The following is a 16,733-nucleotide window of genomic DNA, read 5'->3' on the forward strand; positions in this document are numbered from 1 at the left end:
ACGAGTGGGTCACTTTTTCGCCACAGACCCACCTGCGGAGATTTCCCTGCCGTCCTCGCACCTAAGCTAAATAGCGGAGACGCGCTTCCGGAAAATGTTCTGCCGATGCCATGCGAAATAGACCGAGCTACCCGCACTCCACTTGGCGCACTGGTTGCCGGAAAGGTGCTGCTGAAAGTACTCGCTGAGTACTGGGCTCTGCTCAAGCAGCGCGCTTCCCTGAAGGGCACCGGATGCCGTGACCGTGACCAGACCCAGCTCGAACAGCTGATCACAACCGAGTCTGCACGCTGCCATCGCAATATGCTGGAAGTCGTGGCGCTCGTCGTCCGTGCACTGCGCGCGCAGTTTTATGTGCGCAGCTACTAAAAATTCACTATCAAACTCACGTAGGCAGAGTGCGCAGATCCCGGCTGCGTCGGACTTCACCCGCAGCGCGAGTTCCCGTTGCTCTAGACGTCTCTTACTCAAAGTACGAGCGTCGGTCGGCCCCGCACTCGGTGTGACCCCAGCATCCTCCGCCTCGGAGTAGTCCGACCGAATAGCCAAAAACCTTAGAGCCCTTTCGCTCTGCAGTTCGTCAAGCACCCTGAAGTCTTGGATATAATCTTTTCCTCCTTCACCTATGGCTGCCAGCAGCTCGACCGCTGCGCGGTCGATCGCGTACGGGTCCTCGAGCCCCATGATGTATTTGAAAGGTCGGCCGTCCACTGCCGTGCCCCAAAGGTGCTCAGCTAGGTCCGCATCGGTGAACGTCCCGATCACACGCGCCACCGCAAACAGACGCTTCTTTGCGGAGAACACGACAACGTCGCCCGCCGCAACTGAGGACCACCGATTGGGCGGTGCAGGCAGTCCTGTTGTTTGAGTCGCTGTCAGGTGCCGGCCGTTCCGTTCCCTGACTCCCCAAAAGCTGCAGCTACCCATATTGGTGCCGCCTCGCAAGTTGGATATCGAATCAACCGTTGCTAACACCGAATCCGTTAGGTCAACCGGCTCAACGACCGTCTTGTTGTAGTTGGCGCGAGCGAAATGATCCGCACACGGAAGAAATATAACCCTAGACACTTGCCCCCCTCGCAATCTCTGCCAAGTATAGGGCGACACGAGCCACGGATCGGGGCCTGGAGCGCATTGAAGTCAATCTACTGCAGAGCAACCCGCGGATAGGTGAGCGCCTTGGTTTCGCCGGAACGACCGGTTGAGCGGTCCTGCTTCAACCCGCTGCGGGATCACCATTGCGGCTCGGAGGAGCCAGCGCTGAAACGCGACCATCCGGCCCCAAGCGGTCAGAACGGCCGACACATGGCACTCATCTATCACCTATGCTCCTATATTGGGAACCGCGTACTACCGCCCATATTGCAGAACACCTTCCGAGGGCAGCCGATCAAGCCATGAGAGTGACGTCGTGGTTCTACAGAACACTCAGCACGGGCCGTAGGACCGCTCCTGGTTGCGATGACCCATGACAACAAGTAGGAAACAAGGACGGAAGATGATGAGCGGATACAAAGCGGTGCCTGAGCCGCTCTGGCAAAAGATTGAAAAATTTAACCACTCGTTCCAAATTGGTGTCTCCAAAACGTACAGCCGCGAGTCATTGGACGAAGGAAAGCTTGCGAGCCTCGGTATCGCCGATTTCGCCAGCGCCATGAATATCGATGCTGTCATCGTCCCTGACGTAGATGCAGGACGTTGGTCCGCATGGAACGTAGAGGGAAGGGAGGTCCTGCGTCCTGACCTTCCGAAGGTATCGAGGTCCTCCGTTTCCTGGGTCTATCCGTACGGCAATAAGAGCGCCTCGCAGGTGCCGGCATATCGGACCCGCTTGGTCACGCCCAGAGAGACGCTCCACGGACATGGCTATTCAATCGCGGTCATGGGCAGCGCAGCACAGGATGAGGCCCGCCTCGCCTTCCGAGTGCAGCGGGTGTTTGGGCCGGGAACAAGCAAAGATGACCCTGACCTCCTGATGTCACTGAGCCTACTGAGAGAGAACGTCGGGTCTGCAGACGTGATACCGGCAGACATGGACATTAAGGACTGGATCCATCACCAGGAGATCAGCTGGACGCTACTTCCCCCGGGGCAACGGGGGAATCCCATCTTCTCCGAGATCGTCAAGCGGCTAGATCTCGATCCGAATTCTGCGCGCACTCAGACAGCGAAACAACGAAACGAAGCAATTTGGTCTCTCAGTCCTCAGGCAGTTGCCGTCGGAAACGGCAACTTCTCTCGTTACGTTGCGTATATATTCCGGGATGATCTCGTCGTCCTTGAAAATCTTACTTACGGCAACGCTCTATACGTAATGTATGAGAACTGGCAAGCGCTGAGCCAGCGGAGCCGCCTAGATCTGCTTGCGGACCCCGCTGCGGATTACACGCGCATCGTCCACGCGGGGCGATGGATCAGTCAGCTCCGCAAAGTCGTGCAGGCATCGCGCAAACGTAAGTCCTGAGTGCTCGCTTGGTCGGCAAGTACTGCCCACCGACAGCTTCCGACTGCGTGTGCGATGTTTGCATCTAACGAACACGACGTATGCAAAGCAGCGGTGAAAATCGGTTGAACCGGTGATACCGGGTACATTTCCTTAAGGGCAACCGGCACACATTCGCGTTGGTGCTAGACCAGCGGGTTGCTTCACCGCATGCTGATCCCCAAACACCCTGCCTACAAGCAAGTGCTACCACGACCACATTCCATCTGAATAGGGCACATCGAATAGCTGTTTCACACCTCGGAGGAAGAATGGCACTAAGATCGAACGTCGAAAGCGACATCTTGAAGACTGTCAATACCAAGCTCACTACGACAGAACGAAACGACGGCGCCATCGAAAGCGTTCCTGATCCGTCGAAAATGGGCTACTCGGAAGGCTTGTACCTTCCGTCCACGTACCTGTATGCGGACATGGCCAACTCATCGGGTTTGGTCGCTATCTCCCCACCAGACACGGTAGCTCGAGTTATGAAGGCGTATCTCTCAGTCAGCACCAGGATCATCCGGGAGAACCACGGCCATATTCGCAGCTTCGATGGTGATCGTGTGATGGGCGTTTATGCCGGAACAGGTAGGTACGACCGTGCCGTGAAATCAGCGATGCAGATTAAATGGGCCATGCGAAATCTCGTTGAGCCAGCCATCTCAAAACAGTTCAATTCTATTCGCACGAATGGATGGCAGCTTAGGCATGGTTGTGGTATTGCCAGCGGTAAGTCTCTCTTGGTTCGAGCCGGATTTCGAGGCAGCGACGATATGATTTCGATCGGACTGGCCCCTAATCTCGCTGCAAAGTTCAGCGACGAGCGTCAAGGAAAGTACTCGACTTTGATAGAAGCAAACACTTATAAAAAATTGACCGAAAGTTGGAGAACCAGTAAGGGGGCAGATATGTGGAAAGGCCCGTTCACATACTCAATGGCCGGCAAGAATTACTCTTACTATAAGTCCTCCTATTCTTCATCGTTCTAATGAAGTGGCACAGACGAACTGAGGAAAGCATCAGTGCGCAGCCGGACACAAGTACGCCGACAAAGGACAAGGAGGCTCTTGACACGGCCTGGAAGATCCACGCAGCGGTCGTGGATTGGACGGGCAAAGTGGATGCGAAGGCCTCATTCGCCTTCACCTTACAGTCCGCGGCTTTGGGAGTTGCAGTTGCTCTTTCCGCGGATACCCGAATGTTCGGCGCTCTTGAGGGCCCTTGGCAAAACATCACCTACATAGTCGCATGTTTCTCACTGATATGCGGAGCTGGGTGTTCTATGTGGGTGGTAATACCTCGACTTCGCATGATTCACGTTAGAAAAGAATGGCCAGATAACTTCATTTACTTCGGACATTTGAAGTTCTGGGAGGCTGAGAACCTGCAGGAAAAAATCCGTGAGGCTGACATGCTTACAGTAGTAAGTAATCAGATCGTGAGAATGAGTAAGATCGCGTGGGCAAAACATATAGTGGTCAAGATATCGATGATTCTTGCGTCTATCGGCGGCCTCAGCCTACTGCTCTGTGCCGTATTGCTGCGAACGGGGATAACCTGGTGAAAGTGTCGAGCTCACACACCGAATTTGGGACGGGTTGCCTCAGCTCATAGGCAACCGTCTTCAGTACTGTTCTTATCAGACGGACTGTCCTCGGACGAAGGTGTCGCTGAATCATTTCTTTGAAGTCGAAACTACTGCGTTCAACAATGCCGCCTTATGGCTTCCCCGGAACTTCTAATCCTCGCCATCTCCTAGTGCGCCACCTGTGACTGGAGACCTCATCAACCAGCCCTGTGCGGACTCCGGGACCTCCAAGTACAACCAGTCAGCCACGTCTGAAAGCATCAGTGCTAGCCCGTAATTCAGGACCCGTCTTGACTCCTCGCGGTAATGGGTGCCATCCTGCAATACTTCACTTACTGAATCTGTAACGGCGAATGTTTCCAGATTTGTAGTGACCAGGCCGGTTACCAGACTCGGCATCGCTGGGTTGAACAGCGCGCTGCCGCTGAGTCCACCGGGAGCTGGAATGCTCATTTCACCCGCAAGGTAGCTGGAGCCCGCTGGGGACTCGTATTGCAAGAACCTCTGAAAGTGACCTTTGAACATGCGAGGGGTCGGGCTGACTGCTGTGTCCGCGCCGGGTCCCTCCGATGGGTATCCGAAGGTCATGAAGTCGTCACCAACATTCCAGTCACCGACTCCGTCCTGAAACGCCGTTTCCGGGCCGCCATCGCCCGCTCTGTGGTCGAAGGAGCCTTCAGCGATCAGGACGGCGAGGTCGGCAGTGGGGTGCGTCCGAATCTCTTTCACGTTCAAGTTCCGGCGGACACCGGAGAGCTCGACCACGTAGGAGCCATCGGCATGAACACAGTGCTTCGCTGTAAGCAGTACGTCATCACGTCGGAACATAAAGCACGACCCGGTGAATGTTCGTTCGCCGGACTCCTGAACACGATAGATGATGCCGGTGGCCAGGGCTGGAGAGAAGGACATGGGATTAGTTTCCTACTGTTTTGGTCTGGTGTGGCGCGCCTTTGAGACTGGGGAGACAGTCAGACGCGGCGAACCGTCCTGCTGAGGCGTTCACTCGCCACGGATCAGCTTGCATCAACTGACTCTCACCTCAGCTTGGGCTGTTCTTTTGACGTGCAGAATCTCGCGACAACTCGCGGGAGAGCTTCGAACTATCGGACTCAACCAAGCGTCGGAGGGCACAGAGTGCGAAATATGCAGACAGCGAACTTTTCACTATCGGCCAGCGCGCCTTCAGTTGAGCCACAAATGGCTCCAGTGCTCTGACGTCACCGCACCTTGCCCGGGCAAAGGAGATCCTCGAAGACTTCCTTGACGGCGTGTATCTTTGGCCAGCACCGACACCAAATTTGAGCGGCAGGGCAACAGCGTCGGCAACCAGTCCGCGCAGAGGAAGCATTGCTGCACTAGTAAGAGCGGATTCAAAAATTGCCCTGGCTCGCTTTTTCCGGCGTTACGGCTCCTTCATGTACATTCACTGTCCACCGATCCAAGCACTCTCTACCGCCTGCCAATCAAAGGCGACATCTTTCTGACGGGTCCACGTGTTCCAGAACTGAGGGTCATCGGACCGAGGTCGGTGTTCGGCGTCAAGATCGCTGATTTCAACCATCGTGGGAACGGCGGTCGCCCACCCAAGGAGAATAGCTTGCCTGGAGGGCAAGCTCGGCAGCTCTCGAAGAAGATCCCCCAACGCATCAGGTACGAGCCTAGAAACGAGGCGTTGATCTTGGTCATTGACCAACCGGTGCAGAATGAACGAGTTGCACTGGGACAATACGGTGGCTGATAGTTCGGACGGACGCTGGGAGGACAGCACCAAACCCACGCCAAACTTTCGGCCCTCTCGAGCGATTCGCTCAATTGCTTCGCGACACAGATCGTGCGTCGCTGGCACATCAGCCGTGCGAGACGCGGAAGAAACGAATGTGTGCGCTTCCTCAAGAACAAGTACTGTAGGAAGTATTTCGTTGCTCACTCTCGTTATGTACTGCGACGCCTCCATAATTACGCGCGAAAGCACGGAGACGACGGTATGCAGGACGTCGGAAGCTAGTAGTGACAAGTCAATAACAACAACCTCACCGTTAGTCCCGCGCTCATCTCCTATTGTGTCAGTTAGCCAGTCCGTTAGAGATACTCCATCTTCAGGGCAGATTACGTCTCGAAGTCGAGCGTCGGTCAGGATACTCCTCAACCTAGTGGCGAGCGATCCCACATAACCACTGGCACCCGCGAACTCAGCGCGACGGGATAAAGCCTCGACATGGCTTATGAGCGAAGACAAGTCAAAAGGCGAAGGCGCGTCCTCGCTTATTGATCCGAGAATTAGTTCATCTGATAAATCCTCGAGGGCCGTTGTAAGCTCGGATATCACTCTGTCGATATCTATCGGCGAGTATATTCTGAATCTATCACTGCCCTGCCGGCTGAGGACCATCTGGCTGATTACGTCGATCAAACTAGCAAGGCGCTCCCGATGGATGTCCTCATCATATCGCCCCATTGAATCCCGAAGAACCGACAACAGTTCAGTTATGCCAAAGTGCTTGCCCACTGTGGCATATGAAGGGGGATCCGCTTTCTTGACCAAGAATATGCTGAGAAAGCCGCTCAGCTCCTGAGCCAGAACGCTCGTCGAGGAGTCGCCGGGTTGTAGTGAGTTGCGAAGGTTACGGAGCGCTTGTAATAGCAAAGGGCGCTGCACCTGTGGCGACGCTCGGGAAATCGCGGCCCATTCAGCACCCGACCAAAGCCAAGCAGGAACGGTGAGCTGCTTTTCGCCTTCATCCTCCATGGGCACTGGCCGAAATACGCGCACTTTAGAGGCAACGTCATCGAACGATTTCGAGTATTCACCATTCGGATCAAGAATTATAAAGCGCGCGTGTGGCGGAGCGTCGGGCACATGCATGTGTGCCTTTGCGGCCTCTAGCGACCAGCGAATAAGTCCAGCGACCGTGCAACTCTTGCCACTCCCCGTGTTTCCGAGCACCGCCAAGTGCCGGCCGAAAAGCTTATCTGGGTCGACGAAGACGTCAACATCTGCAGCGAGGGGGGATGTTCCAATCTTCAGGCGTGCCGCCGGGTCAGCTGTTTGCGCTATGGCCCGAAGCTGTCGAGCGGTGGGTACTAGCACAGAAGCTCCAACCGAGGGATAGCTCACGATCCCTCGAATGAGTTCAGGCTCTTCCAACCCGTCGTTCGACCGCCACCGAAGAGTGCCTAGAGGCGCTAGGCGTAAGCGCCGAGCCGAGTACGGCATGTCAACCAGGGAGGCGTCCTTCTTGTATTCCCTTGCCAGCGAGCGGTCTCGATCCACGCCTACCCACTTGACAGTGCCGATCAGGTAGCCCACCTCGTTTGGTATGAGGACCCATCCATTTATCCTCGGAAACCTTTGGAGCGTGGATGAATTCAGCGCGGTCGCTTGAGGCGCGTCATGAGAAAGTGCCACGCTTATCTCGTCAGGAGATACTGAGTCGACAGAACCGACTACCTGCGACGCCGTGAAATCAATCAACCTCCTCATAGCAGGGCCGATCCCTCATCCGATTCATCTTGTAGACTCCCCATTCGCATGGAGGCCCGGTATTGGGCGTCTAGGAGCTCCTCGCTCACACCCGACGGCAACAGCCGAACAATATCGTCTAGGGATCCGACTTCATGCCCGATTAGCATTGTCGTTTGTCCGGTCGGGCAGTACGTTTGCACAAAACTCTCGATAGTCTTCGAATTATCCCTACTGATAACAACCAAGTGAGTTGAAGGAATTCGTAACATGTCAGAAATTATTCTATTTATATGCGAATCGCCATATCCATAGCCGTATGTGAACAACACGGAGTTTGGGCGGCAGATTGAAGCCGCAAAATCTCGAAAGAGTTCAGCGTACGGATAGGCGAGTGTCTCGACATCTTTTGCAGGATTGGGGTAGATTGCCACCGCCTCGGACGGTTTTTCCGGGATAGCGTCGGTTGACCCAAATGCTACCGGCGCCCTAACGACTTCGCCCTTACTGTATCTCCAGTCTAGGGACCCATGCAGCTTTGAATACCTAATCACGCCTTCAAGGTAGCGCGGCTCCCCCCGCAATCCAGGGGGAGAGTATGTCATATCTATATCAAGTCGAGATGAGCTGAATCTCGGCTCAAGTGTGCCGACGAATCGGTCTATCAATCTGAGACCCATTAGATCCGCGGAGTATTCCAGAAGGCGGTCGTAATTCGTTGTATATAGATTCAGCCGGTCTCGTCCAGCCTCGCGAGTGGAGAACGGCGCGAGAAAGCGTTGCAGAAGCTTCTTGGATTCCCATGCCGCTCTATCCGGCCGCTCCATCTTGAGCTTCAGGTCGCGCTCAAAGGCACTCACTTCAGCCATCAAATCGGTGAAGACTGAATCGATATCCTCTTGGAGAGAGGCTGCTGCCGCATCTCTCCCTAAGACTTTGACGCCCTCAAGGAGTGCGAGTGCGGATCGAATCTCATCCTCGAGGTTTGGCTCGCGATGCGTATTACTCGCGGCTCGGCTCGCATGAGCTCGCAGTGCTGCCCCGTGCTCCTCATTTTTGAGCTCGACATGACGATTCATCGTCGGGGGGAACGTGCTGCCGAGTGACCCTGCGATGGCGGCACTCAAGCCGTTGCCAATAAGCAGAGCCTCGTGTTCAACCTGCAGGAGTGCTGCCAGCCACGACTCGATCTTCCGTCGGTTCACCGGTTCAAAAACGAGGGCAAGATCATCCCCCTCAGCCACTACGTCATTTCCCATACGGACGAGCCCCGCTGGAAGAGGAGAGTCCTCCCTGGCTGCAAGTCCGGCACCCTCAGTAACTGTCATCGCGCTCCCCCATATTTCAGTGCTAGATCGGCTGCGACGATGCAACCGCTGGCATCATGTCCTTCTCCGTGTGCAGAAAGTTGCCCACCGATAAGCGTAGTCGGGACTACCCCTCACACCGACCGCTGAATGGCCTTGCCTGACCGGCCCCCATCGGGCCCGGGATGGTGGGCTAACGAAGTGATGTTCAGCCGAGAGCCCTCGCAACGTCATATCCGGCCGATTTGGAAAGGTTATTTCGCGCCCGGTCGTACCGGCGCGTGGTGCGAGGATCGGCGTGGCCCATGCTGTCCTGCAGATCGTGCAGGGCAGTTCCCGCGTCCAGTGCGATCGTGGCAAAAGCGTGTCGGAGACTGTGCGGACTGATCTCCCCCTCAATGCCCGCCACGCGGGCCAGCCGCTGCACTGTACGGAACGCCTCAGAGGGTGCCCATCGCTTGCCGGTGGCCGTCGTGAAGATCGGCAGGCCCATGCCTGCCGCTGTCACCAGATCCTGCCCCGTGGTCCCGAGATAGGTGTTCAGCGCTTCCACGGCGGGGGCCGGCACGGCCACCTTTGCCACCGTGCCACCCTTGCGCCGGACCGTCAGTGTCCGGTGCCCAGCATCGTGCCCGTAGTCCGCCGTGCTGGCATTGAGCGCCTCGCTGACACGGATGCCGGTAAACATGAGCAGCGCCACGAGTGCGTGGGATCGGGGGCCGTCGGCTCGCGCCGCCTCGAGCAAGGCGCGTGCCTGGCCCTTGCTTAGCCCCTGTGTGGCCGAGTGGTCCGCCGAGACCTTGGGACGGGTCACCAGATCAACAGGATTGATGGAGACCACACCAGCGGATGCCGCGTAGCGGTAGAAGCTGGAGACCGCCGCAAGCTTCTGTGCCACGGTGGCCGGCGCCCCGGTCAGCGTGTGCCGATACCCGTCGATATGGACCCGCTCGACGCCGAGCAGATCCAGCCCACGTCCATCGAGCCACCCACAGAACTGCCCGAGGTTGCGTCGGTACGCCCGCAGAGTGTGTTCCGATCCTGGGAGCGAGAGCTCCCACGCTGCGAGGGTGCGCCCATGACGGGTGACATTGGTGTTGTCGATGATGACGCTGATATCCATATCCACATGATAACTGACATTATCGTGTGGCCCCCCTTATGAATGCGAGTCCTGTTCGCTGTCACCCGGATCTGCTTTTGGTGGATCAGGGTTTCCACGCCTCCACCCAAAATCCAACTCAGCGGCTACATCGCGTTCACGGTAGTACAGCGGGTTCCCCTCCGCTTCGAGGCTGCTGAGCAGCTGCACTGCATCCAGACGCACAGGTGGGAGTTGAGGCTGTGTTCTAGACTTGCGGTTCGCTTGTCGTGTTATCCAGGTGCCGCACGCATGCCACAAAGAAGCGCCGACTAGGATCATGCTTCCAGTACCAATCATGAGTAACGCCTCGCGAAGAGTAATCAGGTCGAACAGGAGTACTGCAAGCGGTTCAGGGTCTGTCACTGCAGGGACGAAAGCTGACAAAGCAAGTGCGAAAAAGGCCAGAGATCGGGCGAGATCTCTCCTTATAGACGCTGTGTTCGCCTTATCCTCGCCCTGTGCTCGCTCGTAGCGCAGCACATCAGCCCACTGCTTCTCCCAGTTCTCCAGATTGAGACGGAGGTGCTCGCGATGAGTCTCTATCTCATGAATAGAGGGAGGCCGTGATATCCCTTCCGAGGGAACGGCCCGGCTGAAGGAACCTGGGATAACCTCGCGAGAGTCGGGCGCGCTCTTACGCCGCGGCAGCTCGTCAGAGCCAGAATCGTCAACAGCCCTTGGCAGGTTCACAGTGGTACGCTCCCTCGCTCGAGAGGCTACCAGTGTGGCCAGTCGTGGTGGTCGTGTTCCGGAAATAGCTGCCTCTGCTACCGCTGGCGCAACCGAAGCTCCCCCAATGAAGGGGTGGAGGGCCCCTAGTGCCGAGGACCACTGCTCTCCTATCGCCCGCACCGTGTGCTTTACCTGCCGGGGGGGGAGGGGCAAGCGGATTCATCGTCTCCCCCGGTCGTAATAGCGCTTTTCAATGCGGGCAGGATAGAAAGCTTTCCCGCTTGCACGCGGAATGATGGGCAATCGCGGAATTTGGCTCCGCAGACCTGGGATGCAACCCGTACTACTGCGTGCTTGTGCGCTCAGTCATGTCATCCGACGACAACGCCACTAACCATGTGGCGAACGGGAATCCTGCTGGATTCCAAGCTGCTTAAGCGTCGATCGTGCCGTCCTATCCAGTAGGCACTTTCCCTGCGCGGACCACTTCGCGGAAGCCCATGCGAAGGCCAATGACCCATTTCAGGCGCTCGGCCTGAGCGAGCGGCGCTAGCTGTGCGTGCGCGTCCTTGCGCGTAGATACCGCGTCTCTGATGACTCTCGAGATCTTCGAGTCAATGATCTCGAGGTCTTTATAGATGACTTCGAGGTCTACTTCGGAGCGGTGCAGCAGGTCAGCCGTCCCTATATAGGCGCTGGCCAGTGTCGCTTGTGCGCTAGCCAGGTCCTTCGGGCTCGGGGCCATGAGCTGCGTCTTGAAACGTGCGGCATCTTCGCGAAGCTGGGCGCGAACGTACGCCGGAAGAGGAAGTGAAGCACGCCATGGCCCTGAGAGACCGTTGTTGGCCAGAACCCAGCGGGCGTGGCTTTCGGTCGGCGTGCGTGACCGCGAAACTCGTGCTTCCTTCAAATAGATGTCGTCCGCTCGTAGGACTGGAACGGTTCCGGACATGCTCGTTTTTCGGTCCTCCTGAAGATTCTCTTGGTACAGGATCTGAAGCGTCCTCATGGCATTCACAATCGTGCCCGCTCCTGGCACCCACAGTAGGAATCGGAGTGTTCGACCCGCGTGCGATGGGCGTCCTGAAGCATCAACGACCAGATTCAACGTTGGGCATTCGATGCAGGATGACCACGGGCTCGCATCATGACCGCACTCTGGGCGAGGTGTGCGGGTCTTTCGTACGATGCGTATCGGATCGTCGAACGCGCCTCGTTCTTGCTCAGTTAACGCGAACCCCGCGAGTTCGGGTTCTTCGAGCACGGCGCGGACAACTAAGGCGGTGTCACGTTGCATGCGCCGCGAGGCTTCGAGAGCGGCCGGTGAGTCCGAATCGGCCATAACGAGTTTCAGGTCATCCAAGTTCGGGTGACCGTGCAGGGATTGGACGCGGCGGACAACTCGCGCCGTGACCGGATCCGTCATTAGCCGATCGTAGATGAGAGTTATCTGCAATCCGCGGGTGAGCTCCTCATTAGCCTCCTGCAGAAAGCCGGATTGATCAGTTAGGTCATCGAGGCTGTCGTCCACGGTGCCAAGCGCCGAGTCTAGTGCTCTCCGAGCCGTTAGCACGGTGTCGAATTGCGTAGTCACACCCGTGATTCCAGGGTCCGTTTGGATACCGAGGTTCCCGGTAGCGCCACCGTCGATGAGCCACAGGCTGCGTGTACGTCCCAGATTCCCCCCCGCACCGCTTCCGGTAGGATCCACGGGACGCGCGATGCCGAGCCGGACGGTCGGCAGCATTGGAGGCAGGGCTGTGCTGGCGCGAAGGGCCGTCGAGAAGTTAAGAGCGGACGCGTCTATCGGCTGAAGCGGTGGGGCCGCGATAAACGACTGATCTATGTGAGCCGTTATCCCGACATAACCGGAAAGCCAAAGATCTGACGAGACGAAGACGTGCTCTCGATGCCAGCCGCTCTCGCGGAGGGAACCAAGTCTGCCTGCGAATACCTTGTAGTCCTGCGCGAGGAATACGCGCGGTGCGAGCCACACCAGCCCTCCAATGGACACGAAGAACGCAATGATCGCGTACGCCCATATCCAGGCACCGAGGACCGGCGCGAAGGCTAAGCCAATGCTCACAGATGCTGAAACGGGTACCAGAGACACAATGACTGCGACGAGCAGATGACGCACGGAGCGCTGTCGATTCGTCAGCAGTTCATACAGATCCTCTAGGGCCGTAACAAGCTCTTGATCAGACCCGGGCCGACGGATTGCGATCCACGCATTGACTAGGCCGCCGCCACTCACCGAGACGATCTTTCGAACATCCTGCCACTGTCCCGCTGCGACAACCGCCAGCAACGCCCCGATAGCAGCAATGGCAGCCCGGTATCCGCCGCCAGACAGATAAACAACAATTCTCTGTGGCGAAGTCGTCATTCCATCTCTCATTCGCGGGTGATGCGACCGCGGTGCGGGCCCTGTCCTGCTAGGTCTGACAGGAATCCTCTTGGGGGCATGGATGCCGTCATCCAACCGGGCCCCGATTGCTCCCCGCAGGTGTATTCATCCAAGCACCCCCCACGGTCTCTTGATGAGACCTGTGAGCGCCTTCAGCCTGCTTACATCATCAACGCGTCGAGCCTAGTCGCTTGTGCTTGTGGAACCCGCTCTCCATGGTCGCTTTCATGGCTTGATCTTGCCTCGTGGATCGTGGCCAGCAATGCAATTCGCGGCGGACGTTGAAAGCAAGTTAGGCACAGGCTCCCTCCTGTTCCCTACCACTCCCCCAACGGAGGGAGCGGCAAGGCCGGCTTCCTCCTCGAGGTCCATTGCCTTCAACCCATGACCGCAGGGAATACCAGCCACCGCTTTCCACCTCGATCTGCGTATAGCGGTCTCTACTTCGCCCAAGACGATCGGTGCGCCTCGAAGTAGTCATGCGATGCAGCCAGGGAGGACCAACTCTTGATGGTGCGGCCCACGGCGTGATTGTTCGCGTAGGTCCGGGCAGAGTCGTCGGTCAAACGCTTCGTGCCCGCAACTTTCCCCTGTGAGGAAACGACAATCATGCCGCGTTCGTACAACTCGTCACAGCCGAACCTGCACGCCAGCATGGCGACGGCGGGGATGTCCGCCTTTTCCTGAGGGGTGCATAGACTGCGCTTTTTGATGTGTGCAGCCACCAGAAAGTCTCTGGAGAAGGTGCGGCCGCACAGCAGACAGTCCCCTTCCACACCAGGCAGAAGGTACTGGCGCAGGTACTGCTGTTCTGTCCGGCGCTTCCCGATGTACTCGGACTCCATCGCTTCGAACTCTTTCAGCACGGTCTGCGTAGCAGCCGGGGTAGGCTCCGGCGGGGGCGTGGCCCCGTGATCCTCCAAGTAGTTGAGTATTGGATCGCTTTGCTGAGAGGTAAGTACGGAGAACTCCCGTGTTGGAAGGGGAAGCTCCCCGAGTACTTCCTTGAGGTCGTCGTACGATACGTCGGCGTCCTCCGGCTGGTTGAAGGAGTACATGAACTCCCACGATGCCTTGTCGCCGTTCGCTGTGGTCTTTCTCTCCCACAGTGAATCCGCGAGACTCTGGCTGCGGAACTTGTGGGTGACACGTGCCGTCTTGAAGACCCTGTTGCCACCTGTGAAGAGCACGACGTCGCCCGCGGTGATTCTGTTCCATCGGCTTTCCATCTGGCCGCGTTCTCCCCGGGTAGTACCCCACACCGGCACCGCGCCAGAAGGATGCAGGATCGCCAGCTGTTCCTGGTCACCGGCGCTTAGATGTTGTTGCGTAGCCGTGAGGGAGATAGGGCTTTCGACTGTCTTTGCGTAGTTCCTTTTTCCCTCACGATTTCCGGCGGGTTGGACGATCACTAGGGGCAAGACGACTCTCGATTCTATGAGGGGTACTTTGCGCGATTGATGGCTATCTTGTTGCTGATTGCGCTGGGCAGGTCAACCTGCGTCGCGCGGGCGATGTAGTGGAGGTAGATGAAGACATCGGCGATCTCGGCCGCAACCTTGTCCCTGTTGCTCTGCTCGCCAAGCCATTGTTCAACTTGGGCGTCGGGAATCCACTGTAAAAGCTCCGTAAGCTCACCCACCTCTTTCACAAGGGCGAGCATGAGGCTGCGCGGTAGGTGGTGCTGCTGCCACCCGCGGTCAGCAGCGAATTCGTCGAGGGTCTCCGCGATGTCAGAGAAGTCCATAACGCTATTGACTCACACTCCTGCAGCAACGCGGCGTTCTGCGGTCGGCTGAGGCGGTCGCCCGGGAACTTCAGTCACGGCGGCGGGGAGGAGGACGGGCACGTTGCATACCCGTCCTCCTTGAATCGACCACAGTAGTCACCCGATATTCTTGCCGATACCGATACCGATACCGATACCGATTCCGATTCCGATACCGGTGCCGGTGTCGGAATCTTTGGTGGTGCGGCGCCCGTTCATGCCAGCTTTTGGGTTGATTGTTGAGTGGTCACCGATGATGGGCACACGTCGAGCGACCGGTACTTCCGTATCTCTTACCGCCGTGTTGACGGTGGTGACACCGGGCATCCATCTATCTCGCCTCTGCCCCCGGGGCAGGATGCGGCGTCCTTCATTTCGCGTTGATCATTGCTGATGGGGCAGCATCGCTAGGGCTAAACGATGGCACGCACCAATCAGTGCATGATGGCGGTCGGCGGCAGCGCGGGTGACGAGGTGTTACCTGGCGGCCGCGTGCATCGCCGTGGCCGGCCGGTGTAGCGCAAGAGGTGACAGTCCGTGAGCTTCTGCAAATTCCCGTTCAGCCACAGTCACACGACCACAGGCGACGAGACTCCGTTCATCCCCTGTGAGTTCCTTCAGCTCCTTGCGGGCCTCCGTCACCCGCCAGTGCTCCTCTGCGGGAAGTGCTTGCAGGTGGCTTGGCCGGACGCACAGCGTGACACTGCAGATATGGTCGATCTCGTACCCATCAGGGATCGGGCCGACAAAGCGATCGTAAGCCCATCTGTGGGCTCGAACTTCCTTGCGCCCGCCGCCGACGTAAAGCTTGGGGTACTTGTCGTAGGTCTTGGTCGCGGTCCACATCCAGCAGCCGTACTCGTCCGGCACGATCCGCCGCGCGAACTTCTCATCCGGCGGCAACATCCGGGTTGTCGTGAGAGCGGTCGTGCCGAGAGCATCACGACGCTTTCTGTGCTTCGGGCACAGCTCAGCGATTTTCACGGTGATTTCGCATTCCAGGACCGAGCAAGTGCGGGGCGTTCCCGCCTGTTCGCCCTTCCTGAGCGACGCATCCTGTCCGATGGCCCTTGCTTTGCCGTGCTCATCGTTGTACTTTGACCGTCCGGCTGACACCGACGTAGCCAACGATCGAGGAACAGGGTAGCTGAGTACTACGGCCCGCTTCTGCCCGTGGCGGTGAGTAGAGGCTTGCTCCTTCGCGCTGATCGTTGTTGCAGTGGCCTTCGTTCCTGCGAGGCGCAGGACGTGGGCCGGGGAGTCACCGCGCTGGGCGCTGTTGAAGTACGCGTGTGTTGTCATTTTTGTCTTTCGTGTCTGCGTCACATGGACGAGTCCGGGCACGGCTGTGCCCGGCACTATCAATGGGTCGTCGCCCGGGTAGATGGGTTCCGGGGCAGGTGGGCAGGAGCCGCGAGGCGTATGCCCGGGTAAATCCCAATCCCACGTAAAGGCATTGCTTTCGCTCGCCTTTATTAGATTGCGGTCTAGAACGGAGGCGCTCCGTCCCCCCACGGCGCAGGGAACCGTGCTCCAGTCAGCCACCAAAGCTCCTCGTCCAGAGGCCATGGACGCACCCCCAGCGGTACGTAGGCGCCGGGGGGAGGGGCTACAGGGCCACTTGGGCAAGTCAACTGCTGCACAGAGGAGTTGTTGAACCGATACCGGGTCAGGAGGAAGCCCGCAGCGCGTGCGTCGCTCCAGTGCTTTGAAACGGTTGCGGCCCGTACACCAAGGCTGGCAGCAAGACCCGCCCCGCTCTGCACGGTGACTCCTGAACCATCCGCAGTTTCGAGAGTCGCCAGCATCGTTCTCTTGGTTCCCTCATGTAGTCCCGATGCTTCCAGTCCGGAGATGAAGATTTCCCGGCAGAAGTGATTGGGTGGTGCGATA

At 57.8% G+C, this 16,733-nt stretch carries 13 protein-coding genes; 3 read left to right on the forward strand and 10 right to left on the reverse strand.

Features of this window, described 5'->3' with window-relative positions; all coding sequences use genetic code 11:
• Positions 1-66: 66 nt before the first annotated feature.
• On the reverse strand, positions 67-804 hold the full coding sequence (locus ACX80H_RS03910; RefSeq protein ID WP_459311166.1) for a hypothetical protein: 738 nt from the start codon (positions 802-804) through the stop codon (positions 67-69).
• 694 nt (positions 805-1,498) lie between these two features.
• On the opposite strand from ACX80H_RS03910, the gene ACX80H_RS03915 reads away from it, so the two are divergent.
• The 3 genes from ACX80H_RS03915 (at position 1,499) to ACX80H_RS03925 (ending at position 4,052) form a co-directional block, all read left to right on the forward strand.
• Positions 1,499-2,464, forward strand: coding sequence for a hypothetical protein (locus tag ACX80H_RS03915; RefSeq protein ID WP_459311167.1), 966 nt, complete (start codon positions 1,499-1,501; stop codon positions 2,462-2,464).
• Between the two features lie 290 nt (positions 2,465-2,754).
• Positions 2,755-3,477, forward strand: a complete 723-nt coding sequence (locus ACX80H_RS03920) for an adenylate/guanylate cyclase domain-containing protein (RefSeq protein WP_459311168.1) — start codon at positions 2,755-2,757, stop codon at positions 3,475-3,477.
• Positions 3,477-4,052, forward strand: a complete 576-nt coding sequence (locus ACX80H_RS03925; protein ID WP_525929878.1) for a Pycsar system effector family protein — start codon at positions 3,477-3,479, stop codon at positions 4,050-4,052. The genes ACX80H_RS03920 and ACX80H_RS03925 overlap by 1 nt, the downstream gene beginning before the upstream one ends.
• Before the next feature lie 174 nt (positions 4,053-4,226).
• Here ACX80H_RS03925 and ACX80H_RS03930 read toward each other — a convergent pair whose 3' ends face one another.
• The 9 genes from ACX80H_RS03930 to ACX80H_RS03970 form a co-directional block, all read right to left on the reverse strand.
• Positions 4,227-4,988 carry a S1 family peptidase gene (locus ACX80H_RS03930; protein WP_459311172.1) on the reverse strand — a complete coding sequence of 254 codons (762 nt, stop codon included), beginning with the start codon at positions 4,986-4,988 and terminating at the stop codon, positions 4,227-4,229.
• Between the two features lie 514 nt (positions 4,989-5,502).
• Positions 5,503-7,551 carry an ATP-binding protein gene (locus ACX80H_RS03935; RefSeq protein WP_459311174.1) on the reverse strand — a complete coding sequence of 683 codons (2,049 nt, stop codon included), beginning with the start codon at positions 7,549-7,551 and terminating at the stop codon, positions 5,503-5,505.
• A gap of 5 nt (positions 7,552-7,556) precedes the next feature.
• Positions 7,557-8,867: an SIR2 family protein gene (locus ACX80H_RS03940; RefSeq protein WP_459311176.1), complete on the reverse strand. Its 1,311-nt coding sequence runs from the start codon at positions 8,865-8,867 to the stop codon at positions 7,557-7,559.
• Between the two features lie 187 nt (positions 8,868-9,054).
• Positions 9,055-9,969 carry a tyrosine-type recombinase/integrase gene (locus tag ACX80H_RS03945; RefSeq protein ID WP_459311178.1) on the reverse strand — a complete coding sequence of 305 codons (915 nt, stop codon included), beginning with the start codon at positions 9,967-9,969 and terminating at the stop codon, positions 9,055-9,057.
• A 1,147-nt stretch (positions 9,970-11,116) separates the two neighbouring features.
• A complete protein-coding gene (locus ACX80H_RS03950) occupies positions 11,117-13,051 on the reverse strand; it encodes a hypothetical protein (RefSeq protein ID WP_459311179.1) in 1,935 nt (644 codons plus the stop codon).
• Between the two features lie 461 nt (positions 13,052-13,512).
• Positions 13,513-14,493: a hypothetical protein gene (locus tag ACX80H_RS03955; protein ID WP_459311180.1), complete on the reverse strand. Its 981-nt coding sequence runs from the start codon at positions 14,491-14,493 to the stop codon at positions 13,513-13,515.
• Positions 14,494-14,507: 14 nt separating this feature from the next.
• Positions 14,508-14,819, reverse strand: a complete 312-nt coding sequence (locus ACX80H_RS03960) for a nucleotide pyrophosphohydrolase (protein ID WP_459311182.1) — start codon at positions 14,817-14,819, stop codon at positions 14,508-14,510.
• 138 nt (positions 14,820-14,957) lie between these two features.
• Positions 14,958-15,167 (reverse strand): hypothetical protein, encoded by a 210-nt coding sequence (locus ACX80H_RS03965; protein ID WP_459311184.1) that lies wholly within the window; start codon positions 15,165-15,167, stop codon positions 14,958-14,960.
• A 150-nt stretch (positions 15,168-15,317) separates the two neighbouring features.
• On the reverse strand, positions 15,318-16,142 hold the full coding sequence (locus ACX80H_RS03970) for an HNH endonuclease signature motif containing protein (RefSeq protein ID WP_459311186.1): 825 nt from the start codon (positions 16,140-16,142) through the stop codon (positions 15,318-15,320).
• Positions 16,143-16,733: the final 591 nt, after the last annotated feature.

It is taken from the genome of Arthrobacter pasteuri (assembly GCF_054510955.1).